The 21,548-nt window shown below is 70.5% G+C and carries 22 protein-coding genes and 1 riboswitch; of the genes, 6 read left to right on the plus strand and 16 right to left on the minus strand.

Features of this window, described 5'->3' with window-relative positions:
- Nucleotides 1-148 precede the first annotated feature (148 nt).
- The 11 genes from ACFYTQ_RS29320 to ACFYTQ_RS29370 form a co-directional block, all read right to left on the minus strand.
- Nucleotides 149-1,423: an IS30 family transposase gene (locus ACFYTQ_RS29320; protein ID WP_387368066.1), complete on the minus strand. Its 1,275-nt coding sequence runs from the start codon at nt 1,421-1,423 to the stop codon at nt 149-151.
- 176 nt (nt 1,424-1,599) lie between these two features.
- Nucleotides 1,600-1,986, minus strand: coding sequence for a hypothetical protein (locus ACFYTQ_RS29325; RefSeq protein WP_387368069.1), 387 nt, complete (start codon nt 1,984-1,986; stop codon nt 1,600-1,602).
- A gap of 551 nt (nt 1,987-2,537) precedes the next feature.
- Nucleotides 2,538-3,626: an MSMEG_0565 family glycosyltransferase gene (locus tag ACFYTQ_RS29330; RefSeq protein WP_387368072.1), complete on the minus strand. Its 1,089-nt coding sequence runs from the start codon at nt 3,624-3,626 to the stop codon at nt 2,538-2,540.
- Entirely contained in the window at nt 3,626-4,465 is an 840-nt protein-coding gene (locus tag ACFYTQ_RS29335) for a carbon-nitrogen hydrolase family protein (RefSeq protein WP_387368075.1), read from the minus strand. The genes ACFYTQ_RS29330 and ACFYTQ_RS29335 overlap by 1 nt, the downstream gene beginning before the upstream one ends.
- Nucleotide 4,466: 1 nt before the next feature.
- Complete coding sequence (locus ACFYTQ_RS29340) at nt 4,467-5,717, minus strand: MSMEG_0569 family flavin-dependent oxidoreductase (protein ID WP_387368078.1); 1,251 nt, start codon at nt 5,715-5,717, stop codon at nt 4,467-4,469.
- Entirely contained in the window at nt 5,710-6,633 is a 924-nt protein-coding gene (locus ACFYTQ_RS29345) for a carbon-nitrogen hydrolase family protein (protein ID WP_387368081.1), read from the minus strand. The genes ACFYTQ_RS29340 and ACFYTQ_RS29345 overlap by 8 nt, the downstream gene beginning before the upstream one ends.
- The gene (locus ACFYTQ_RS29350) at nt 6,630-8,054 is read right to left on the minus strand and encodes an MSMEG_0567/sll0787 family protein (protein WP_387368084.1); all 1,425 of its coding nucleotides are present in this window, start codon (nt 8,052-8,054) and stop codon (nt 6,630-6,632) included. The genes ACFYTQ_RS29345 and ACFYTQ_RS29350 overlap by 4 nt, the downstream gene beginning before the upstream one ends.
- 1 nt (nt 8,055) lies before the next feature.
- Nucleotides 8,056-9,114 (minus strand): MSMEG_0568 family radical SAM protein, encoded by a 1,059-nt coding sequence (locus tag ACFYTQ_RS29355; RefSeq protein ID WP_387368087.1) that lies wholly within the window; start codon nt 9,112-9,114, stop codon nt 8,056-8,058.
- Between the two features lie 9 nt (nt 9,115-9,123).
- Entirely contained in the window at nt 9,124-9,669 is a 546-nt protein-coding gene (locus ACFYTQ_RS29360; protein WP_387368090.1) for an MSMEG_0572/Sll0783 family nitrogen starvation response protein, read from the minus strand.
- A gap of 305 nt (nt 9,670-9,974) precedes the next feature.
- Nucleotides 9,975-11,039, minus strand: a complete 1,065-nt coding sequence (locus tag ACFYTQ_RS29365; RefSeq protein ID WP_387368092.1) for a diacylglycerol kinase — start codon at nt 11,037-11,039, stop codon at nt 9,975-9,977.
- A gap of 10 nt (nt 11,040-11,049) precedes the next feature.
- On the minus strand, nt 11,050-11,838 hold the full coding sequence (locus tag ACFYTQ_RS29370; protein ID WP_387368095.1) for an SDR family oxidoreductase: 789 nt from the start codon (nt 11,836-11,838) through the stop codon (nt 11,050-11,052).
- A gap of 122 nt (nt 11,839-11,960) precedes the next feature.
- Between ACFYTQ_RS29370 and ACFYTQ_RS29375 the strand changes: the two genes are divergently transcribed.
- Genes ACFYTQ_RS29375 through ACFYTQ_RS29385 form a run of 3 tightly spaced genes read left to right on the plus strand, consistent with a single transcriptional unit; the run spans nt 11,961 to nt 13,278 of the window.
- Nucleotides 11,961-12,581, plus strand: coding sequence for a TetR family transcriptional regulator (locus tag ACFYTQ_RS29375; protein ID WP_387368098.1), 621 nt, complete (start codon nt 11,961-11,963; stop codon nt 12,579-12,581).
- A 27-nt stretch (nt 12,582-12,608) separates the two neighbouring features.
- Complete coding sequence (locus tag ACFYTQ_RS29380; RefSeq protein ID WP_387368101.1) at nt 12,609-13,061, plus strand: DUF2752 domain-containing protein; 453 nt, start codon at nt 12,609-12,611, stop codon at nt 13,059-13,061.
- Nucleotides 13,062-13,089: 28 nt separating this feature from the next.
- On the plus strand, nt 13,090-13,278 hold the full coding sequence (locus ACFYTQ_RS29385) for a hypothetical protein (protein WP_387368104.1): 189 nt from the start codon (nt 13,090-13,092) through the stop codon (nt 13,276-13,278).
- Here the strand turns inward: ACFYTQ_RS29385 and ACFYTQ_RS29390 are convergent.
- Nucleotides 13,275-14,588, minus strand: coding sequence for an aminotransferase class V-fold PLP-dependent enzyme (locus ACFYTQ_RS29390; protein ID WP_387368106.1), 1,314 nt, complete (start codon nt 14,586-14,588; stop codon nt 13,275-13,277). The two genes, ACFYTQ_RS29385 and ACFYTQ_RS29390, sit on opposite strands and share 4 nt — an antisense overlap.
- 48 nt (nt 14,589-14,636) lie before the next feature.
- A riboswitch (SAM riboswitch) is annotated at nt 14,637-14,750 on the minus strand.
- A gap of 50 nt (nt 14,751-14,800) precedes the next feature.
- Between ACFYTQ_RS29390 and ACFYTQ_RS29395 the strand changes: the two genes are divergently transcribed.
- Nucleotides 14,801-15,418: a LysE family translocator gene (locus tag ACFYTQ_RS29395; RefSeq protein WP_387368109.1), complete on the plus strand. Its 618-nt coding sequence runs from the start codon at nt 14,801-14,803 to the stop codon at nt 15,416-15,418.
- 1 nt (nt 15,419) lies between these two features.
- Here ACFYTQ_RS29395 and ACFYTQ_RS29400 read toward each other — a convergent pair whose 3' ends face one another.
- The 3 genes from ACFYTQ_RS29400 to ACFYTQ_RS29410 form a co-directional block, all read right to left on the minus strand.
- Complete coding sequence (locus ACFYTQ_RS29400) at nt 15,420-15,884, minus strand: flavin reductase family protein (RefSeq protein ID WP_387368440.1); 465 nt, start codon at nt 15,882-15,884, stop codon at nt 15,420-15,422.
- A gap of 87 nt (nt 15,885-15,971) precedes the next feature.
- Nucleotides 15,972-16,445, minus strand: a complete 474-nt coding sequence (locus tag ACFYTQ_RS29405) for a YbaK/EbsC family protein (protein ID WP_387368112.1) — start codon at nt 16,443-16,445, stop codon at nt 15,972-15,974.
- Between the two features lie 44 nt (nt 16,446-16,489).
- Nucleotides 16,490-16,831, minus strand: a complete 342-nt coding sequence (locus tag ACFYTQ_RS29410; protein ID WP_387368115.1) for a 2-oxo-4-hydroxy-4-carboxy-5-ureidoimidazoline decarboxylase — start codon at nt 16,829-16,831, stop codon at nt 16,490-16,492.
- Nucleotides 16,832-16,953: 122 nt separating this feature from the next.
- On the opposite strand from ACFYTQ_RS29410, the gene ACFYTQ_RS29415 reads away from it, so the two are divergent.
- Together ACFYTQ_RS29415 and ACFYTQ_RS29420 are read left to right on the plus strand one after the other, a co-directional pair.
- Entirely contained in the window at nt 16,954-17,775 is an 822-nt protein-coding gene (locus ACFYTQ_RS29415) for a crotonase/enoyl-CoA hydratase family protein (protein ID WP_387368118.1), read from the plus strand.
- 22 nt (nt 17,776-17,797) lie between these two features.
- Nucleotides 17,798-20,797, plus strand: coding sequence for a BTAD domain-containing putative transcriptional regulator (locus ACFYTQ_RS29420; RefSeq protein ID WP_387368120.1), 3,000 nt, complete (start codon nt 17,798-17,800; stop codon nt 20,795-20,797).
- A 237-nt stretch (nt 20,798-21,034) separates the two neighbouring features.
- Here ACFYTQ_RS29420 and ppa read toward each other — a convergent pair whose 3' ends face one another.
- On the minus strand, nt 21,035-21,526 hold the full coding sequence (gene ppa / locus ACFYTQ_RS29425) for an inorganic diphosphatase (protein ID WP_387368123.1): 492 nt from the start codon (nt 21,524-21,526) through the stop codon (nt 21,035-21,037).
- Between the last annotated feature and the right edge of the window lie 22 nt (nt 21,527-21,548).

A 21,548-nucleotide genomic window follows, 5' to 3' on the forward strand; every position in this document is an offset into this window, starting at 1 on the left:
CCACCGACCAGGAGGAAACCACCCCAGCACTGACCGCCTGACCGAACAGGATCACGCGGCAATCACCCCGTTACACCACCCGTTTGGACTTGACCGTGTTCGAGAATTGCGACTCGTCAGGACAATGGGTTGCACACATAAGGCGGATTCAATCGGTCGTCGCAACACCGGATTGTCGGAGCGATCGTAGCTGTTCGTTGAAGGCTTCGGCGGGCGTCTTCCAGCCGAGGGTCTTACGGGGTCGGGTGTTGAGGGTGTGTGCTATGGCCGCGATCTCGCGCGCAGACCAGCGGGACAGGTCTGTACCCTTCGGAAAGTATTGGCGCAGAAGACCATTGGTGTTCTCGTTGGTGCCGCGTTGCCAGGGGCTCTTCGGGTCGGCGAAGAAGATCCGCATGCCCGTGCGGGCGGTGAACCGGGCGTGGTCGGACAGTTCCTTGCCCCGGTCCCAGGTCAGTGATCGGCGCAGCTGAGGCGGCAACGGGCGCATCGTCTTGGTGAGAGCATCGGTCATGGTCACCGCGCCGTAGCCGGCCAGAGCGGGGCCGTTCTTGGTGCGGGCGATGACCCCGTAGCCGTCCTCACGGGGCAGGTGGATCAGCATCGTGAATCGCGTGGTGCGCTCGACCAGGGTGCCGATCGCCGAACGCTGCAGCCCGATCACAAGATCACCTTCCCAATGCCCGACAACCAGCCGGTCGTCGACCTCGCCGGGCCGGTTCTTGATCAACGTCTGGACGGTGACATGCGCCCAGGCCCTCTGTTTGGTGCGTGCGCGCGGGACCCGCAGCGCCCGGCCCCGGCGCAGGCAGCCGACGAGCTCGCGTTCGAGCCCGCCCCGGGATTCGACATATAATGCCTGGTAGATCGCCTCGTGACTGATGCGCATGGACTCGTCGTCGGGAAATTCGAGCTTCAGCCGATTGGAGATTTGCTCCGGGCTCCACGCGGTCACCCACCCCCGATCACCACGGTGCGGCTTGTTGCGGCCCTTCCACTCCGGACCGGCAGGACCAGCCACTACGCGCCCGTCAGCATCGCGCACGACCCCGGACAGCTTGTCCTGCACGTATTCTCGCAGCCGGTCGTTGCCGACCAGTTTGGCGGTCTTGGGGCGCCGGGCGCGCCGTTCGGCATGCCACTGCGCCGTCGAGGCCTTGTAATCCAGCCGGTAGGTGCGGGTGGAGGCGTTGCGGCGCAACTCCCGCGAGATCGTCGACGGATTCCGGCAGAGCCGGCGAGCGATCTCGCGAACTCCCGCGCCCTGGGCGCGCCACAGCGCGATGTCCTCGCGTTCGACCGATGACAGATACCGACCCGAAACCGACTGGGGCAAACGAGGATTCACTCCGCCAGCATGCCGGAACCAGCGGAACCCGACCGGTGAGGACACCCCTGCCTCGGCCGCGGCGTCCTCGGTCATCACTCCACGCGCGATCGCGGCCCAGAACCGGGCCCGATCCTCACGCCAGGCCACCGTCGGCCGGCCCGGCGACGGAATCTGTCCCCGATACTGCCGAACATCCTTCCACCGCTGAACAGCTCCCACTGTCAACACCCTCTATGATCAGGGGTGTTGCGACGATCAGTTGAATCCGTCTAAGGTGCCCCGGTCGGAGTGCTGTAGACGTCCAACACACCGCCGTCGTGCTGGCACATTTGCAGCGCGCCGGCCCCAACGGTGAGCAGTCCGACCACCATTGCGGTCGGGGCGCCCATCGCTTGTGCCACGGCTGCCGCCCCATCAGCGGTCCAGACTCCGCCGATGACCTTGTTCGCCAGACTCGGCTCCATGTGGTAATGGAATCCATACCAATGGGTTTCGATATATCCCTGAGGCCCCGACCACCTGCCGATGAACTGAAGTTCGGTTTGGTTGATGGATGTATTGCTCGGCGCGGGCTCCTGCGCGCCCGCGTTGGCGGCAAGGCCGGTGGCGATCGCGGAAACCGCGCCGAGGATCAGGATCGTGCGATAGAACTTCATGAGATCATTCCCCTACGTGAGCCGCGTAATACGTTGTGCGACAGCTCATTTGATGAAGTCCGCTAACTGCGGATCACTTGCTTGGACGGCGCGATGAGAAGGTCCGTTCCTTGAAGTGACGACGATCACATAGTGGTCGCAAGCCGTGGACCGGCAGCCGCGGACGCTTGCCTTACCGCTTGTTCCGGCTGTTCCGGCCACCGGGAAGCCAACCCAGCAAGCCGAACAAGATACCGGCCCCTACAGCGCCCTGTGCGAAGTAGATCGAAACGTGGTCGATGGTGTCGAACCGGATCACGTAGATGACGAGGCTGGTCAACGCCAAGGCCATCACGACGCATACCGCCAGCCATGACCGCCAACTCCACTGGGGACCCCGCATGTTCGACACGATACCTCGTATTGAAAGGTTGGGGGGTCCGATTCCCCCCGGCGCTCTCGCCCAATTCGCTTTCTACCAGCAGGTTTTCGGTATTGCCGCCGTTGGTGCGGCCGCGCGGGAGATGCGGTCGGCCGGGTACCAGCCTCTGAGCCTCGAGGCACATGGAGGGTTACCCAGGACGGAAGCTTATTCGGTAGAACGACAAATGGGCTTCGGCTGCTGTGTGCCAATCATATTGTGCTGCAAGGGCTTTGCCTTGGGCGGTCCGGGACGGGTCGGGGATCAGGGCTCGAGCCATTGCCGCGGCCATTTCAGCCGGGTCGGTGGCGTAGGTGATCGTGTCGCCGAAGACCTCTCGGAGCACCGGCAAGTCGCGGGCTACGACCGGGACTCCGGCTGCGAGGGCTTCCATGGCGGCTAGGCCGAAGCCCTCCTTGGTGGAGAAGAAGGGGACGAGGGTGGCGCCGGAGACCAGGGCGGGGAGGGTTTCGTGGGGGACTGTGCCGAGGATGGTGGGGTGGATGTCGAGGGTTGTGGCGCGGGTTTCGAAGGTGGTGCGGTAGGTGCGGTAGTCGAAGAGGGTTTCGCCGCCTGCGAAGACCAGGCGGAGGTGGGGGTGGGTGTGGTGGAGGAGGGAGAACGCCTCCAGGAGGTCCAGGCTGCCTTTGCGGGGTTCGATGCCGCCCAGGGCGAGGATGTAGGGGCCGAGGCGGTGTTGCCAGGCGGCTACGGTGGGGGCGGAATCGGTTGTCGCGGAGGCGAAGCGGGTGTATTCGACGCCGTTGGGGATGACCGTGGGGTGGAGGTTCCAGCCTGTGCGGACCTCGGCGGCGACGGCGGCCGAGACGCAGATGTGGGCGTGGGGGCGGGTGATCGCGCGGTCGTGGCAGCGGATCAGTTCGGGGGTGGTGAAGGAGTCCAGGTGGTGGATGGTGCGGATGCAGTGGTCCACGGCGTTCGCGGTGATGCAGTCCTGGGCGTGGACGATGTCGTAGGACCGGGGGGTGAAGGCCGCGCGTAATACGGTGATGGAGCGCATGATTCGCGGTCCGACCGGTTCGCCGTCGATGCTCTCGAATGGCACCACACGGACCTCCACCGCGGGGTCGACGGGGCGGAAGAAAGCCGCGTCGCCGCCGCGGCCGAGGGTCCACACCGTGACCCGGACCCCGAGTTCGGCCAGCGCCTCGGCCAGGTTCAGCGTATGCACCACGCCGCCACGGGGTTTGGTCGAGTACGTGAGCAGCGCGACCCGCATCAGGACCTCAGCAGATTGTGGTAGGCGTCGACCCGCCGCTCCTCCAGATGCCGCAGCACCCGCCGGGCACGCGTGACCTCCGCGTCGATATCGATGTCGGCGACTGCCAGGCCGCCCTTGGACCAGGTCTTGGCCAGGATGTCGCCGCCGGGGCCGACCACCTTCGCCTGTCCGAGGAAGCGCAGCGAACCGGTGATGCCGGTTTGGTTGGAGGAGGCCAGCACCACCTGGTTCTCGGCCGCGCGGGCCTGGTCGTAGAGGTCGAACAGGCGCGACTGGCGGTCGTTGGGCAGGCGGGACGCGCGGTCGGTGACGCTGGCGGGCCAGGCGGACAGGGCCGCGATGGTGCGGGCGCCGTCGAGGGCGAGGGCGCGGGCGGATTCGGGGAAGGTCTTGTCGTAGTCGATGAGCATGCCGAGGCGGCCCACCGGAGTGTCGAAGGCGGCGAAGCTGTTTCCGGCCGCGTAGGCGAGATGCTCCCCGGCGGGCTGGTGCACCTTGCGATGGCGGCCCAGCACGCCGTCGCCGGTGAGGCAGACCGCGGCGTTGTAGCGGGTGTCGCCGCGGCGCTCGGCGTAGCCGACGCAGATCGTCATCGCGCCCGCCAACCGGCACAGCAACCGGATCTCGGGTCCGTCGGGATCGATCGGCTCGGGTCCGGCGGCCGGATCGGGATCGCGCAGGTCGCCGATGTAGCCGCCCACGGTGGCGTCGGGCAGGACCAGCAGATCGACGCCGTCGGCGGCGAGCCGGTCGACGATGCCGGTGATCTTGTCCAGCGCGCGGGCGATATCGCTGCCGAAATGGGCGGCGACGGCGGCGATCCGGGTGACGGGCATCTCAGGCCGCGACCGTCGTGGCCGCGGTGCGGGCGATCCGGTCGGCGAGGTGTTCCGCGTCGCGGGCGATCGCGGCGAACCGGCCCGAACCCCAGGTGTGCAGCCACGGCAGCCCCAGGAAGTACAGGCCGGGCGTGGTGGTGACGCCGCGGTTGTGGCACGGGTGACCTTCGCCGTCGAAGACGCCGACCCGCAGCCAGCGGTAGTCGGTGCGGAAGCCCACCGACCACACCACCGCCGTGATACCGCGTGCGGCCAGGTCGATTTCGGTGATCTCCCGTTCGGGCCGCCACACCGGCCGATAGCGCGGTTCGGTGGGCGCGTCGATGCCCGCGCGGGCGATGTAGTCGTCGATGCCGTCCTTGATGCTCTCGGCCACGGCGTCGGCGGCGTCCAGATTTTTCGCCAGCGACGGCTCGAAACGCGCTGTGCTGCCGGTGATCTCGACCAGGCGGCCGTAGAGCGTCATCCCCTCGAGCGCGAACCGGCGCAGGTCGATATCGCGCCCGCCGCCGCGGCCGGTGACGTAGTGGTTGGTGTTCTCGCGTTTGCCCAGGCCACCGGGCTGATCCTCGATGGGGACGTCGTAGTGGCCCATCTCGTGCAGCCACGCCACGCAGTCCCGCCCCCGGTACCGGCGGGCCACGCGCGGGGCGCTGCCGACCGCGAGATGCACCCGGCGCCCGGCCAGATGCAGATCCTCCGCGATCTGCGCGCCCGACTGTCCCGTGCCGACCACCAGCACCTCACCCTCGGGAAGGCTTGCGGCACTGCGGTATTCGGCCGAGTGCAGTTGCCGGATCGAGCGCGGCAGCCGCTCGGCGAAGCGCGGGATGGTCGGACGGTGATAGCCGCCGACGGCGACCACCACCTGATCGGAATGCATTGGCCCCGAAGTGGTTTCGATATCGAACCCGTGTGCGGCCACGGTCACGGCGGTGACGGCGACGTGTTCGCGGACGGGGGGATCGAAGGTGTCGGCGTAGCCGCGCACCCAGGCGTAGACCTCGTCGCGGCTCATGAAGCCGTCCGGGTCGGGGCCGTCGTAGGCGTACCCGGGCAGCACGCACTGCCAGTTCGGGGTGACGAGAGTGAAGTTGTCCCACCGGGTGTCGTGCCATTCGTGGGCGATGGTGTCGCGTTCGAGAACGACGTGGTCGATGCCGCGCGCGGTCAGATGCCAGCTGATCGACAATCCGGCCTGCCCGCCGCCGATCACGACGACCTCGTGATGTTCGCCGTGCTCAGCCATGGATCGCCGCCAGTTCCTCGGGCAGCGCCGGCCGCCCCACCACGCCGTGCCGGGCGACGACGCTGGCGTAGACCTCGGGGCGACGATCGCGCAGGTTGTACATGCCGCCGCCGCGGGCCAGGCCGAGCGCGCGCTCGACGTCGACGGTCGCGGTGGCCAGGCCCGGTGCGGTGCCCGTGGTGGCGAGCACCTCGCCGCCGGGGCCGACGATCTTGGCGCTGCACACGAAGCGCAGCGAACCGAACGTCCCCGCCTGATTGGACGCGATCCACACCACCTGGTTCTCCACCGCGCGGGCACGGTCGAAGATGTCGAAACGCTGGGTCCAGCGGTCGTCCTCGAGCCGTTCGGCGGTGGCGGTGCGGGCGGTCGGCCACGCCGACAGCGACGCCACGAGTTCCGCCCCGTCCAGGGCCAGCGCCCGCGCGGCCTCGGGGAACGCCTTGTCGTAGCAGATCTGCATACCCATCCGGCCGACCGGCGTGTCGAACGCGCGGTACTCCGAACCGGCCGCGTAGCAGAGGTTTTCGCCGAGCGGTTGATGCACCTTGCGGTAGGAGCCGAGGATGCCGTCGCCGGTCAGCGTGACCGCGGCGTTGTAGCGGCGGTCCCCGTCGGCCTCGCAGAAACCGAGGGTGACCACGAGATCCCCGGCGAGCGCGGCGATCCGGCGGAGTTCGGGTCCGTCGAGCGTGAGGGCGGGCGGGAGGCTGCGCAGCCGCCGCAGCCGGTCCTCCTCGCTCTCGGTGTCGCCGCCGAGGCTGGGCAGATATCCGCCCAGGCATGCCTCGGGCAGGACCAGCAGGCGGCTGCCGCGTTCCCGGGCGGTCTCGATCAGCGCGGCGATGGTGCGGTAGCAGGCGTCCAGGTCGCGGCCGAATTCGGCGGCGGCGACGGAGATGGTCAGTTCGGTCATGAGAGTCCCAATCCGGTGACGGTGCCGGGCACCGCGGTGGTGGTGATGCCGTCCGGCCAGCGCAGGCGCACGCCGGGCGTGGCGGTGAGGACGCCGCAGACGGCGGAGGTGGCCGGTGCGGGATCGGCGACGGCCGCGCCGGGCCGGTCGGCGGTGAGCATGGCGAAGCCGGGGAAACAGGTGATCCAGTCCGCCACCGCGGTATTCCCCGGGCGCGGAATGCGCGCCACGTCGAGTTCCGCGCCGACCCCCGACGCCTCGGCGAGCATCCCGGCGGTACCGGCGAGACCCGCCATGCTGACGTCCTTGGCGGCCGCCGGGGCGGTCTCGGCCACGAACCGGCCGAGCGCGCGCAGTTCGCCGCCGGTGCGGTGGGACGACGAATCCCATTGCCGCCCCGCGTATCCGGCGCGCCAGCGGCCGCCCAGATCGGCGGTGAGGCGCAGTTCGTCGCCCACCTTGCCGCCGCCGCCCGGTACGGGCCGGGCGGTGCGGCCGAGCGCGGTCACCGCCAGCGCGGCCGGTCCGATCTGGGTGTGCCCGCCCAGGACCGGCACGCCCCAGGTGTCGCTCGCGCGGGCCAGGCCCCGCAGGACGCGGGTGAGCAGGGATCGGGTCGGTGCCGCGACCGCGTCGAGCAGGCCGACCGGTTCGGCCCCCATCGCCGCGAGATCGTTGAGATTGACCAGCGCCGCGCACCAGCCCGCCCATTCCGGATCGCGTTCGACCATCGAGGCGAGGATGGCGTCGCAGGCCGCGACCAGATCGCTGCCCGGTACGGGTGCGCCGTCGTCGCCGCGGAAACCTTTGCCGCCCAGGCCCATCGGCTGGCGGCCGAGGTCGTCGAGCAGCGGGCCGAGCATGGCCTTGGTGGCGCGCGTCAGGCGCTCGACGCGGTCGATCGGCCAGCGCACGCGGACATGCGCGACGCCCCCGATCACGGTGTCGCCCAAGGGAATCCAGCCCAGTCGCAGGAACAGGGCGGCGTGGCGGCGCTGGACCGTGGCCTCGAACCGCAGCACATTGTTGTTCTCCGCGTACGCGCAGGCCGCGCGCACCAGCGCCTGCCCGACCCCGCGGGTGCGGCGACCGGGATCGACGACGAGTCGGCTGCCGGTCCACCAGCCCAGATCGGGGTCGAGCGCGGGGGCCAGGCGCACGCCGCCGAGCACGGCCGCGTCCGGGGCGAGCGCGACCAGCACGATCGTGCGCGGATCGTCGTCGGTGTCGTCGAGGTCGCTGCCCTGGAACAGGCCCTGGTCCAGGACGAAGTTCGCCCGGCGCAGCGTCCGGTAGGCGGCGAGGTGGCGGGTGTCGGCGGGGCGGATGAGGAAGCCGTCCCCGGCGGCGGGGCGCGGCCGCCCGGACAGCACGCATTGGTCCAAACGCGGTGTGGCGGAGAATGTCTCGACGTCCGGCATGTCAACCGCCCGCGGTCCGCAGCACGCTGCACGCCCCGCAGGCCGCACAACCCGCCTTCTGTTGATCGCCGGTCATCCCCGCGCGGCGCAGCTGCGCGGCGACCCGGCGGGTCACGTCCTCGAGCAGCGCCGGGGACGGAGCCGTGGCGCCGTCGACGTCGGTGGCGAGGGTGCCCGCCAGCGGCCGGAACGGCACCACGAACGGGTACACGCCCATCGCGATCAATTCCGTTGCGCCGCTGACCAGTTCGTCGGGATCCTCACCGAGGCCGACCAGGAGATACGTGGAGACCTGATTGCGGCCGAAGATCCGCACGGCCTCCGCCCAGGCGGCCCGGTACTCGGTGAGCGGGACCGTGGACTTGCCCGGCATCCAGCGGGCCCGCACCCGATCGTCGAGGGATTCGACGTGGATGCCGATCGCGTCGGCGCCCGCCGCGCGCAGCTCCGCCAGTGTCGCCAGATCCCCGGGCGGTTCGCACTGCACCTGGATGGGCAGTTCCGGCACCGCCTGCCGTACCGCGCGGACACAGCGCGCCAAATGCCGTGCGCCCCGGTCCTTTCCGGCGCTGGTGCCGGTCGTGAGCACCAGCTGCCGCACCCCGTCGAGCCGGACGGCCGCCGCCGCGACCTCGGCGATCTGGTCGGGCCGTTTCACCGCGACCGTCGCGCCCGCGGTCAGCGACGCCTCGATGGCGCAGAATCGGCAGCGCTGGTCCTCGTCGTAGCGGACACAGGTCTGCACGACGGTGGTCGCGAGCACGTCCGCGCCGTGCAGCCGGGCGATCCGCTCGTAGGCGATGCCGTCGGCGGTGCGCAGGTCGTAGAAGCGGGGGCGGCGGACCGGTTCCACCGTGACGCCGAGGTCCGTGCCCTCGCGCAGCAGGCGATCGCCGCGCAGGCTGTAGGGACTGTCGGAGCGGAGCGGAACGGCGGCGCCCGCGCCCTCGAACAGCACATGCCCGTCGTCGCTGGGACCGGCTCCGGCGCGCCGCCGCACCGGCACGTCGACGCGAATGCCGAGCAGCGCCAGCTCGACTCGGGTGGACACCTCGGTCATGGCGGCCGCCTACACCTGATAGGTGGAGTTGATGATCGCGCCCTTGCGGGCGTAGTGGATCAGCGCGTCCTGCACGTCCAGCGGATGCGCCGGGATGACGCCCGCGATGAGGTCCTCCTCGCGCGCGCCGTGCAGCGCCAGGCCGAACCGGCAGGCGAACACCCGGCCGCCCTCCTGGATGAACGTGGTCAGCGCGTCGTTGATGTTCTGCTCGCCGGGAAAGCCGCTGTCGCCGGTGGTGGGGAAACCGCGGTTGGCGACACAGTTGATCGCGCCGGGACCGTAGAAATAGATCGCCGATTCGAAACCCTTGCGCAGCGCCCGGGTCGCCTGCAGAACGGCCACGAAACTGACCGAGGATTCGTGCGCGATGCCGTGGACGAGCGTGAAATACGTTTCCCCGGCCTCGGCGCGATAGTCGGGGAAGATCTTGGTGCCGCCGTAGATGTTGGTGCCCTTGGGCAGCGCCGGGTGCGGGATCTCGGCCAGCGACCGCGCGATGTTCTCCTCGATCGCCTTGTCGAGGTCGTCGGTGGTCTCGGTGGGTGCGGACATGCTCGGCTCCTGGGATTGTCGACGAGATTCGATGAATCAAGTTGACGCCCGGGGTATTTCGGATTGGTCACATCCGGAGTAAGAGGACATTTCCCGGACCTCACCGGGCCGAATAACGCCGAAATTCCCCGAATTAGCTGTCTCGCAAGCGTTTTCGCGCTCGCGACGGTGTGAATTCGGGGAATTTCAGAGAAACGAGCCGCTGCCGCGTAATCACCGTGCTGGGCTTTTCCGCGCGCCGTTAACATCGCACGCGCGCGGCCCGCACCGATCCGTAACACCGCCGTCATCCGGCGACGGGGCGATCAGGACACCAGCCCCCGTCCCGTGGTCAACGGCAGGTCCAGCGCCGTGAGCAGTCCGGGCGCGGCCTCGACCACCGCGGGGACGGCGCTCACCAACCGAGCGGCCGTCCCCACCACCCCGGCCTTGGCGTGATCACCCCCGCTGTACAGCTGGAGATCCAGCTGATAGTCGGGCTCTCCCTCGATTTCGACTCGATAGCAACCCTTTCCGGCGGGTTGCGGCCAGTCGGGGGCCAAGTCGGGGTGCAATCGGGTGACGTGTTCCAGGGCCAGCACCTCGCGTCCGGCGCGCAGGCCGCTGAGCCGGAAGCGGAGGGCGGCCGCGGTGCCCGCCGCGACCTCGCGGTCGGCGACGCGGAGGGTCTGCGTGGCGGGGAGGCGTTCGAATCGCTGTGTGACATCGTCCAATTCGACATCCAGCGCCGCGGCGAGTTGGCGGATGACGCTGCCCCAGGCCAATGTCAGCACGCCGGGTTGCAGGAGCATCGGCAGCTCGTCCAGCGCGCTGCCGAAGCCCATGATGTCGAACAGGACCTTGGGATTGTCGTAGGTCGAGTAGTCCATGATCTCCGAGCAGACGACCCGGTCGATGCGTTCGCAGCCGCTGGTCAGCAGCAAGGGGAGCCAGTCGTTGGCCCAACCGGGGTCGATGCCGTTGACCCACAACGACGCGCCGCCCTCCCGAGCGGCTGCGGCGATCGGCTCGATGGCCTCGGAAGGCAGTGTGCCGTACGGGTATTGGAGGAACACCGGGCTGCTGGAGACGACATTGATGCCCGCCCGGAGGAAGGTCTTCAGATCCTCCACGGCCTCCATCAACCGGTCGTCGGCCATGGCCGTGTGCAGGATGCAGTCGGGGCGCAGGTCGATCAGGGATCGGGCGTCCGTCGTGGCCAGCACGCCGGTCGGCCGGTCCAGTCCGGCCAGTTCGGCGGCGTCCTTACCGGCCTTGGCGTCGCTGGAGACCCAGACGCCCACCAATTCCAGTTCCGGCCGGGCCAGAATGGACCGCAACGCCCACCGCCCCACATTGCCCGTGCTCCACTGCACTACGCGATAGGTCATCGTCGGCTCCTCACAGATCCGGAATGCCCAGTTCGAGATTCGGGCTCTCGATGCCGCCGTCGATCTCGAGCACCTTGCCGGTGACGTAACCGCCCGCGGCCGAACACAAATAGACGATGCCCGCGGCGATCTCCCACGGTTCGCCGAGGCGGTGCAGGGGGGTGGCCGCCTCCATCGTCGACTTCACCTCCGGATTCTGGGCGACCACCTCGAGGGCGGAGGTCAGCACCGAACCCACCGCGATGGCGTTGACCCGGACGCGGGGCGCGAGATCCGTTGCGGCCAAACGGGTCCAGTGCGCGAGGGCGGCCTTGGCGGTGCCGTAGGCCAGGAAGCCGCGGCCGGGGGAGCGGCCCATCATCGAGGAGATGTTGACCACGCTGCCGCCGTCGCCGCGCAGCATGTGCGGGACCGCGGCCCGGGTGAGGGCGTGTGCGGTGGAGACGTTGAAGCGGAACGCCTCCTCCAGGAATTCCGGTGTGGTGGTGAGGAAGGTGTTCGGCATGGTGCCGCCGACATTGTTGACGACGATGTCGAGACGGCCGAATTCGGCCGCGGCGGTGTCGGCGAAGGCGGTCACCGCCGACAGATCCGACAGATCGCAGGGCACGGTGAGGGCGCGGCGGCCGAGTGCCCGGATCTTGTCGGCCACCTCGTCGAGCTGGGCGGCGGTGCGGGCGGCGATGGCGACGTCGGCCCCGGCCTCGGCCAGGGCGAGGGCGGTCGCGGCGCCGATGCCGCGGCCCGCGCCGGTGACGACGGCGACGCGGCCGTCGAGCCGGAAGGTGTCGAGAATCATCGCGACGGGTCCTCCTTGGAACTGCTGAGCGCGTGATGAGAGTCACAAGCAGTGTTAAGAACAAGTGCTTAACTGTCAAGGAGTCGAGTTCAACACCCAGGTGGCGGGCTATTCTTCCGGATGTGGAACCGACTACGGCCCGGGAGCGGCTCATTCTCGCGGCGGAACGGCTGATCGCCGAACGCGGCGCGGCGGTCCCGCTGCGCGATATCGCCACGGCCGCGGGGCAGCGGAACAACTCGGCCATCCAGTACCACTTCGGATCCCGCGACGACCTCGTCGCGGCCGTGGTCGAGCACCGGATGGCGACGCTGGAGGTGCGGCGGTTGGAGCTGCTGGCCGAACGCACGGCCGACGACGTCCACGACCTGCTGTGGGCGCTGGTCGTGCCGATGTTCGAGCTGAGCGCGCGGCACGGCATCGACCACTACGCGCGCTTCCTCGAGCGCATCCGCGCGCATCCGTCGGTGACCGACGCGGCCAATCTCGACGACGAGAACCGCGCCTCGGTACGGATCATCATGCGCGGTCTCGAGCGCGCCCTGCCGAATCTGCCCGCGCGCCTTCGGATTCGGCGGTTGCGGACGCTGCCGACCGTGTTGTTCGCGCTGCTGGCCGATCACGAGCGGGCGATCGAGGCGGGCCGCGTCGATCCGGGGGACACCGCGGCGTGGGCCGAGGTGGTGGACATGCTCGCGGGCGCGCTCACCGCCCCGGTCTCCCAACACAGCGCGAGCCGTTGAGGTTTGGACGCGCTACCGTGGACGATTGTGGACACCGCGCACGTGTTGCCCGGCGGACGGGGCGAGATCCGGCCGGGGTGGCGAGCCCTCGGGCAGCCGCTGCTCGTCGCCGGGGTGGCGGCCGGGGCGGCGGCGGTGCTGCACTTCCGCGATCCGCACGTATCCGGTTCCTACGGCATCTGCCCGTTCTACGCGCTGACCGGCTGGTGGTGTCCCGGCTGCGGCGGCCTGCGGGCGATGCACAATCTCACCGAGGGCCGGGTGCTCGACGCGGTGCACAGCAATATCGTGGTGCTGCCGCTGCTCGTCGCGTTCGCGGCGTGGTGGGGCGGCTGGGTGCTGCGTCGCTGGCGCGGGCAACCCGGAAGCGCGGTGTCGTTCACGCTGAATCGCACCGGCCTGATCGTGGTGCTGACCGCGCTCACGGTGTTCTCGGTGGTGCGCAATACGCCGTGGGGCGGCTGGCTGGCCCCGGTGTGAGTGCCGCCCGGGCGGGCATGCTTTCGATATGAGTGATTCGTTGAAGGCGCGCGTGCGCGAGAAGATCCTGCGGCAGTTGAACGAGGACGGCCGCCCCGACCCGGAGCAGGACGATACGCGACAGGTGTCGGTGGAGAGCGATCTCGAGGCGCTGGACGCGGTGGCCGACGACGATCCCCTGGTCGAGCGCCTCGCCGAACGCTATCTGGTCCCCTAGAACGAGCAGGGCGCCGCGCCCGCCACACCGCCCAGCCCGGGCCGGGTCTCCGGCACCGGATTCCACTGCCCCGCGGTGCGCGCGTAGTTCCAGGCCGGACCCCGCTCGACCAGGGCGGCGATCGCCTCGACGAGCCGGTCCACCTCGGCGGCGCCGGTGCCCAGGCCGATGCTCGCGCGCAGCGCCCCGTCGACTCCGAGGCGGGCCAGCAGCGGATGCGCGCAGAAGCGCCCGTCGCGCACGCCGATCGCGTGTTCGGCCGACAGGTACGCCGCGACCCGGCCCGGTTCGAAGCCGTCGACGGTGAACGCGACGATGCCCACGCTGTCGGGGCTGTCCGGCCAGATGCGCAGGAACCGAACGCCCGCAACGGCTTTCAGGCCCGCCCGCAGGCGCTCGGTGAGGGCGCGTTCGTGCTCGAGCACCGCCCGCTCGTCGAGCGCGGCGAGCGCGTCGCAGGCGGCGGCGAGGGCGGCGACGCCGAGCACGTTCGGCGAACCCGCCTCGTGCCGTTGCGGCGCAGGGGCCCAGCCGACCTCGTCGACGCCCACCTCGGTGACCGCGCCGCCCCCGGCCAGATACGGCGGGGCGGCGTCGAGCCAGTCGCGGCGGCCCACCAGCACGCCCGCGCCGAACGGCGCGTACAGCTTGTGGCCCGAGAACGCCAGGTAATCGATGCCGGTGGCGCACAGGTCGATTCGCCGATGCGGGGCCAGCTGCGCGGCGTCGACGAGCAGCCGCGCGCCGCACTGATGCGCGACGGCGGCCAGCCGATCCAGCGGCAGCACCTCGCCGGTGACGTTCGACGCGCCCGTGACCGCCAGCAGCGCCGCGGGTTTGGCGCACAGCTCGGCGACGACGCGGCGGATGGTCTCCTCCACGGTGTCGGCGGCGGGCACCACGCGGCGGCCGCGGCGGGTCCAGGGCAGGAGGTTGGCGTGGTGCTCGATGTCGAGCACGACGGTGTCGCCGGGCACGCACGCGGCCAGCAGGTTCAGCGCGTCGGTGGTGTTGCGGGTGAACACGACGACCTGATCGTCGGCGCTGTTCAGGAAGCGCGACACCGAACCGCGGGCGGCCTCGTAGCAGTCGGTGGAGATCCGGGAGGCGTACCCCGCGCCGCGGTGCACGCTGGCGTAGTAGGGCAGCAGTTCGGCGATCCGGTCGGTGACCCGCTCGAGGGCGGGGGCGCTGGCGGCGTAGTCGAAATTGGCGTATGCGCGAGTTCCGCCCTGCACCAACGGAACTCGCAGATCACATCCGGAGACGCGGGCGAGGGCGGTGCGGGCCTGTTCGAGTACGGCGGTCATCGAAGAAAATCCCTTCGGCTCAGGGACTCCGGGGGGATCGGTGATCGGAGTCCGCGCTTGCCGCGCCCGGTCGGGCTACGGCCCGGTCGTCACCCGGAGCACCCCACCGCGGAGGAGGGTTGCCGGCCAGCAAGCCGGGGCTTCGCGCTGGCACTCATGACCTTGGTGGAAAAGGCTGGCAGATCGAGGGCCGGGCTGTCAAGAATGGACCGATGAGTGTGTCGGTGCTGCTCGGATTCCTCGGGCTGTGTGTGCTGCTGTCGGTGACGCCGGGACCGGATACGTTCCTGGTGCTGCGCTACGCGTTGGCGGGACGACGACCGGCGATCGCGTCCGGCATCGGTTCCGCGCTGGGCGGCATCGGCTGGGCGATCGTGGTCGCGGCGGGCGTGGCGGCGCTGCTCGAGCAGTCGGCGACGACCTATCGGGTGGTGAAGGTGATCGGCGGAATCTACCTGGTGTACTTGGGGATTCGCACGCTGCTCGCGCGGCGGCGGGCGAACACCGCGACCACGGCCGAGGCGCCGCGGTCGGTGACGGCGCGGTCGGCGTTCGCCGCGGGCTTGCTGTCGACGCTGCTGAATCCGAAGGTCGGACTGTTCTACCTGGCGGTGCTGCCGCAGTTCCTCGCCACGCCGACCTTCCTGCACACGCTGACCCTCGGCGCGATCGAATCCGCCGTCGCCGCAGTCGAAATGGTGTCGCTGGCGCTGGCCGCCGCCCGGCTCGCGGGCCTGTTGCGCCGGGAGCGGGTGCGCGATCGGCTCGAACGGCTCAGCGCCGGGGTGCTGGCCGCCCTGGGCATCGGGACGGTGGCCTCGGCGGCCTGAGTCACTCCAGCTCGGCGGGCCGGTGGTAAGCGCCCTGGTAGTACACCAGCGGCGCGCCGACCGGATTGTCGGCGGTGTTGTCGTACACCCGGGTCACCAACCCGACGACGAGCGTGTGATCGCCGATCGGGATGGTTTGCTGCACGGTGGCCCGAACCCAGATCGGGGTGTCGTGCAGCACCGGCTCGCCGGTCTCGAGGGTCGACCACAGCGAGGTGTCGGCGAAGCGTTCCTCCGCCGCGCGCGAGAACCGCCGCGCCAGCGCGTGCTGATGTTCGCCGAGGAAGTGCACGACCACCGAATCGGCCGCGAGCATGGCGGCGAGGCTGGAGGAGGTGTGCGCGATATTGAACGAGATGAGCGGCGGTTGCAGCGACAGCGACGCGAAGGAGCTGGAGGTGAAGCCGACCGGGCCGGTAGCCGCGCCGATCGTGACGATCGTCACCCCGGCCGGATAGTGCCGCATCGCCGCTCGATACTGCGCCGACGTGATGCCGCTCAGATCCTCCGGCACGCGTAGTCGATCGCTCACGCTTCCAACCTACTTCTTCGATCAGTCCACATCGATCGCCAAGCCCGCGGTGATGCGGACGAGCTCGGGAAACGAGGTGCGGAACACGGTGTTCGGATGCCCGGCCGCGGCCCACAGCTCACGATGGCGCGCCAGCGCGTTGTCGACGTAGGTGGGGAGATTCGCCGGATGCCCGACCGGTGCGACGCCGCCGATCGGCTGCCCGGTCACCTCCCGGACCAGGGCCGCGGGCGCCCGGGTGAGGGTGCCGTCGAGCCGCTCGCCGGTGCGCGCCACATCGACCTGATGGGCGCCGGAGACCAGCAGCAACACCGGCTCGTCGTCGAGCAGGAACACCAGCGATTTGGTGATCGCGCCCACGTCCACCCCGAGCGCCTGCGCGGCCTGCTCGGCGGTGTGGGTGGGTTCGGACTGGGTGACGATCACGCCGTGGTGCCCGCGCGCGATGAGCGTGTCCGAGACCCGGGACGCGACCGGGGGCAACGACCTGCGCATGGCACCCAGCCTAGAGGCCGGGCGAGGGCCCTGCCCGCCGAAAATCAGTATTCGGGATAGCCTTCGACCGGGCCGAGCACCCGATCGAGCCGAATTCGCGTGATGCGCGCCAGTTCCGCCACCGACCGGTTCGAAACGGGCTCGCGCGCAAGCGAATCGAACATCCGATCGCGGTCCGCCGGGGACAGCGCCCGCAGTTCCACCTCGACGGCGGTGTACAGCGTCTCCCGGGTGGGGTAGGGGCGTCCGTCGGCGACCTTCTCCGCCCAGGTGACCGCGCAGCAACACGCGTAGAGCGTGTGCACCGCGCGGGCGCGGGGGAGTTCGTTGAACGCGTCCAGGCCGAGACCTTGGTAGAGCGACATGAGGGCCTCCGGAGCCGTCACGCGAAGAGATAGGACTCATATGGTCCGTCCGCGATCGGCCGGAAAGCACCGCGACACCGGTTATTTGACGCAGGTTTTACACGCCCTGCCGAAGCGTCGGGCGAGGTCGCTACGCTGGGCGGATGACCGAATGGAAGGCCTTCACCGTCGCACGCGACGGCCACGTCGCCCGGGTGACCCTGACCGGCCCGGGCAAGGGCAATGCCATGGGCCCGGATTTCTGGCGCGAGCTGCCGCTGATCTTCGGCGAACTCGACGCCGACGCCGAGGTGCGCGCGATCGTGCTGACCGGATCGGGCAGGCATTTCTCCTACGGACTGGACCTCCCGGCGATGAGCCCGTCGTTCGCGCCGCTGCTGGGGGACCGGGCGCTGGCCGCGCCGCGCACGGCGTTCCTCGACGACATCCGGCGCATGCAGGCGGCGGTCACCGCGGTGGCCGACTGCCGCAAGCCGGTCGTCGCGGCGGTCTCCGGCTGGTGTGTGGGCGGCGGCCTGGATCTGATCGCGGCCGCCGATATCCGGCTCGCCAGCGCCGAGGCCACGTTCAGCCTGCGCGAGGCGAAGGTCGCGATCGTGGCCGATGTGGGTTCGCTGCAACGGCTGCCCGGCATCATCGGCGAGGGTCACCTGCGCGAACTCGCCTACACCGGCAAGGACATCGACGCCGCGCGGGCGGAGAAGATCGGCCTGGTCAACGACGTCTTCCCGGATCAGGAGGCGGTGCTCGCGGCGGCCGACGCGCTGGCCCGGGAGATCGCGCTCAATCCGCCGCTGGTGGTGCGGGGCATCAAGGACGTGCTCGAGCAGCCGCGCGCGGGGCGGATCGCCGATTCGCTGCGCTACGTGTCGGCGTGGAACGCGGCCTTCCTCCCGTCGGAGGATCTGACCGAGGCGTTGCAGGCGGTGTTCGAGAAGCGGCAGCCCGAGTTCAAGGGCCGTTGACGCGGGTTTTCGGAACGGTCAGATGTTGAAGTTCGCCGTGCTCGGTGAGGTTCGTGCGTGGCACGGTGAGCGGTCGCTCGAACTCGGTCCGCGGCAGCGCCGGGCCGTGCTGGCCGCGTTGCTGCTGCGCCGCGGGCGCTCGGCCACCGTGGGGGATCTCATCGCCGACGTGTGGGGTGAGCGGGCCACCCCGAGCGCGGTCGGCGCGGTGCGCAACCACGTGCTGCACCTGCGCCGGGTGCTGGAACCCGACCGTCCGGCGGGCGCGCCGCCGCAGGTGCTGGTCGGTTTCGCCGGGGGTTACGCGCTGCGGCTGCCGCCCGGCGCGGTGGATGTCGAACTGGCGGAACGGTTCTCGGCCGAGGCCGAGACCGCGGGCGACGCCGCCGCGGCCCGCGAACGGCTCGCCGCGGCGCTCGCGCTGTGGGCGGGCACCCCGCTGGCCGGGCTGCCCGGTCCGCACGCCGAGCGGGCCCGCGCCCGGCTCGTCGAACTGCGGCTGAGCCTGCTCGAACGGCGGCTCGAGGCCGATCTGCGGCTGGGCCGCCCCGGTGAGGTGGTGGCCGCGCTGCAACCGCTGGTCGCCGAACATCCGTTGCGGGAGAAGACGCGCGAACTGCTCATGACCGCCCTCTATCGCGCCGGGCGGCAGGCCGAGGCGCTGGAGGTCTTCGCGCAGACCCGCCGAATCCTGGTGGAGCGCTCGGGAATCGAGCCCGGCCCGCGGCTCGCGGAATTGCAGCAGCGCATCCTGCGCGGCGAGCCGCCCGGCGGCGAGGAGCCGCCGACCGAGCCGATGTGGCTCGGCTGGGCGGCCGTGCTCGCCCCGATCGCCTCGGCCCGCGCGGCCGTGGGCGCGCTGCCGCCGCCCGCCCAATTGCCCCCGGACATCGCCGATTTCACCGGTCGCCGTGCCATCGTGGAGCGGCTGGTGGAACGTCTCGAACACGCGGGGGCCGCGGTGCCGGTGTGCGCGATCACCGGTATGGGCGGCGTGGGCAAGAGCACGCTGGCCGTGCACGTGGCCCATCTGGTGCGGCACCGGTTTCCGGACGGGCAGCTGCATGTGGACCTGCACGGCGTCGAACGGCCGGGCGGGGTCACGGCGGGCGACATCCTCGGCGATTTCCTGCGCGCGCTGGGCATGCCCGAGGGCGAGATCGCGCCCGCGCCGGGGCAGCGGGCCGCGCAGTTCCGCGCCCGGCTCGACGGCCGCCGGGTGCTGATCGTGCTGGACAACGCCCGCGACGCCGATCAGGTGCTGCCGCTGATCCCGGCCACGCCCGGTTCGGCGGTGCTGATCACCGGCCGGGCCGCGCTGCCGGGGCTGCCCGGGGTGCTCGCGGTGCGGCTCGACGAGATGGCCGCCGACGAGGCGCTGACCCTGCTGACCCGCATCGTCGGCGCGCAGCGGGTGGCGGCCGACGCCGGGGCGGCCGACGCGGTGGTGCAGGCGTGCGGGCGGCTGCCCCTGGCGGTGCGGATCGTCGGCTCGCGGCTCGCCTCGCGCCCGCGCTGGGAGATCGCCTCGATCGCCGCGGGACTCGCCGACGAACGCCAGCGCCTGGCATTGCTGCGCACCGGCGACCTGACCGTGGCGGCGGTGTTCCGGCTCGGCTACGACCATCTCGAACCCGCGCAGGCGCAGGCGTTCCGGCTGCTGGCCGTCCCGGAGGTGGAGGATCTGCCGCTGGCGGGCGCGGCCGCCGTCCTGGAATCGACCGTGGCCGAGGCGGAATCGCTGTGCGAGACGCTGGTGGACCTGAGCCTGCTCGACACGACGGCCATGGGCCGCTACCGCTATCACGATCTGCTGCGGCTGTTCGCCCGCGAGGTGGAACCCGCCGACGACTCGGGCGCGGTGGTGCGGCTGCTGGATTTCTATCTGGCGACCATGAAACACGTGGTGCTGGTGTGCAATCCGGGCACCCGGCTGCCGGACTATCTGAAACCCACGGTCGCGCAGGGCAATTCGTTCCGCGACGGCGCGCAGGCGCGGGCCTGGATCGACACCGAGCGCTTCAATCTGATCGCGCTGCTGCGGCAGGCGGCCCGGATCGGCGGCGCGGCGCTGACCCTGGCCGCCGATCTGGCCTGGGCCATGGCCGAATTGATCGAATGCGGGCCCAACGCGCAGGAACACGGCCGGGCGCTCGAGGAGCTGCTGCGGGCCGCGCTGCGCGCCGGGGATCGCGGGCTGGAGTGCCGGGTGCGGGTCGCGCTGGGCACGCTGTCCACCTTCGCCCTGGCCCGGATGCGCGTCGGGCGCGATCATCAGCGGATCGCGTTGTCGCTGGGCGCCGACTCCGCGGACGCGTTGCGGCTGACCGCCTTCGCCGCGCAGTTGCTGTCCGCCTCGACCCGCGAGGGGGTGGAGGCCGCGGCCTCGCTCGCGCACGCCGACCGCGCGATCCGCTTGGCGCGCCGCATCGGGGACGCGGCCATCGAGGCCGGATGTCTCGTGCACGCCGCCAAGACCCTGTCGGACGCGGGCCGTTTCGACGAGGCGGTCACGCACGCCGAGCAGGGGCTCGCCCTGGCCCGGCGGATCGGCAACCACGGGCTGACCGCCATGGCCACCCACGAACTCGGCGCGGCCCTGGCCTTCCGCGGCGAACTCGATCGCGGCCTCGAATTGTGCACGCGCGCGGTCGAATTCGCGCGCGCCAGCGGATCGCGGCTGCGGTTGGGCTGCGCCCTGGGCCGGCTGGCCCAGCTGGGCATGCTCGCGGGACGGCTGGCGGGCGCGGAATCGGTGGCGGCCGCGGCGGTGGAGGCGGTGTCCGGGGCGGCGGGTCCGCTGGACCGCGCCCGGCTCCAGGTGCTCTACGGGCTGGTGCTGCTGGCCCGGAACCGAAAGGATCAGGCGCGCGCGGCCTTTCATTCCGCCGCGGAGATCTTCGCCGGACTCGAGGACGCGCATCTGGTGCACGAACGCCTCGACGAGGCGATGGAGGCGCCGGTGGTGGAGATCCTGCGGGTCCATCTGGACGAGGTGCTGGCCGAGAAGGCCCGAAACTGAGGCGAGCGCGTCATTTTCGCGTCATCTCCGCCTCATCGAACGCGCCGACCTGCGCGAACGGGGTGCCCGTCGGGATGCGCCGGGCGGGCGCGCCGCACTAGCGTGAGAAGCGCGGCCGAGCGTGCGGCCATCGTCGTTCGGGGGGTCGGCGGTGGTGGCACGCATGCCGGTCGCGAGAGGCGAACGCTCGGTGGAAGTTCCGCGATCCGGATCCTCCACCGAGCGTTCGACTTCCGATCAGTGGCCGCCCTGCTCCTTCAGGCGGGCGAAGGCCTCCTCGACCAGCGTCTCGGCCTTGGCCTTGTCGGCCCAGCCGTCCACCTTGACCCACTTGCCGGGCTCGAGGTCCTTGTAGTGCTCGAAGAAGTGCTCGATGGCCTTGCGGTCGAATTCGCCGATGTCGGAGACGTCCTGAATGTGGTTCCAGCGCTTGTCGCCCGCCGGGACCGCGACGATCTTCTCGTCGCCGCCGGCCTCGTCGCTCATCAGCAGCACGCCCACCGGACGCGCCTCGACGATGACGCCGGGGTACACCGACTCCGGCAGCAGCACCAGGCAGTCCAGCGGGTCGCCGTCGGAACCCAGGCTGTTCTCGATGTAGCCGTAGTCGGCCGGGTAGACCATCGGGGTGTAGAGGTAGCGATCCAGCCGCACCCGGCCGGTCTCGTGGTCGACCTCGTACTTGTTGCGCTGTCCCTTGGGGATTTCGATGGTGACGTCGAACTCCACGTCATCTCCTTCGTTGGTGCGG

This window comes from Nocardia sp. NPDC004068, from assembly GCF_042874315.1.
GTDB lineage: Bacteria > Actinomycetota > Actinomycetes > Mycobacteriales > Mycobacteriaceae > Nocardia.

Coding starts and splice junctions, on each gene's coding strand:
- ACFYTQ_RS29320 (WP_387368066.1), bottom strand. CDS start 1,423: ATGACCGAGGACGCCGCGGCCGAGGCAGGGGTGTCCTCACCGGTCGGG.
- ACFYTQ_RS29325 (WP_387368069.1), bottom strand. CDS start 1,986: ATGAAGTTCTATCGCACGATCCTGATCCTCGGCGCGGTTTCCGCGATC.
- ACFYTQ_RS29330 (WP_387368072.1), bottom strand. CDS start 3,626: ATGCGGGTCGCGCTGCTCACGTACTCGACCAAACCCCGTGGCGGCGTG.
- ACFYTQ_RS29335 (WP_387368075.1), bottom strand. CDS start 4,465: ATGCCCGTCACCCGGATCGCCGCCGTCGCCGCCCATTTCGGCAGCGAT.
- ACFYTQ_RS29340 (WP_387368078.1), bottom strand. CDS start 5,717: ATGGCTGAGCACGGCGAACATCACGAGGTCGTCGTGATCGGCGGCGGG.
- ACFYTQ_RS29345 (WP_387368081.1), bottom strand. CDS start 6,633: ATGACCGAACTGACCATCTCCGTCGCCGCCGCCGAATTCGGCCGCGAC.
- ACFYTQ_RS29350 (WP_387368084.1), bottom strand. CDS start 8,054: ATGCCGGACGTCGAGACATTCTCCGCCACACCGCGTTTGGACCAATGC.
- ACFYTQ_RS29355 (WP_387368087.1), bottom strand. CDS start 9,114: ATGACCGAGGTGTCCACCCGAGTCGAGCTGGCGCTGCTCGGCATTCGC.
- ACFYTQ_RS29360 (WP_387368090.1), bottom strand. CDS start 9,669: ATGTCCGCACCCACCGAGACCACCGACGACCTCGACAAGGCGATCGAG.
- ACFYTQ_RS29365 (WP_387368092.1), bottom strand. CDS start 11,039: ATGACCTATCGCGTAGTGCAGTGGAGCACGGGCAATGTGGGGCGGTGG.
- ACFYTQ_RS29370 (WP_387368095.1), bottom strand. CDS start 11,838: ATGATTCTCGACACCTTCCGGCTCGACGGCCGCGTCGCCGTCGTCACC.
- ACFYTQ_RS29385 (WP_387368104.1), top strand. CDS start 13,090: ATGAGTGATTCGTTGAAGGCGCGCGTGCGCGAGAAGATCCTGCGGCAG.
- ACFYTQ_RS29390 (WP_387368106.1), bottom strand. CDS start 14,588: ATGACCGCCGTACTCGAACAGGCCCGCACCGCCCTCGCCCGCGTCTCC.
- ACFYTQ_RS29395 (WP_387368109.1), top strand. CDS start 14,801: ATGAGTGTGTCGGTGCTGCTCGGATTCCTCGGGCTGTGTGTGCTGCTG.
- ACFYTQ_RS29400 (WP_387368440.1), bottom strand. CDS start 15,884: ATGCGGCACTATCCGGCCGGGGTGACGATCGTCACGATCGGCGCGGCT.
- ACFYTQ_RS29405 (WP_387368112.1), bottom strand. CDS start 16,445: ATGCGCAGGTCGTTGCCCCCGGTCGCGTCCCGGGTCTCGGACACGCTC.
- ACFYTQ_RS29415 (WP_387368118.1), top strand. CDS start 16,954: ATGACCGAATGGAAGGCCTTCACCGTCGCACGCGACGGCCACGTCGCC.
- ACFYTQ_RS29420 (WP_387368120.1), top strand. CDS start 17,798: ATGTTGAAGTTCGCCGTGCTCGGTGAGGTTCGTGCGTGGCACGGTGAG.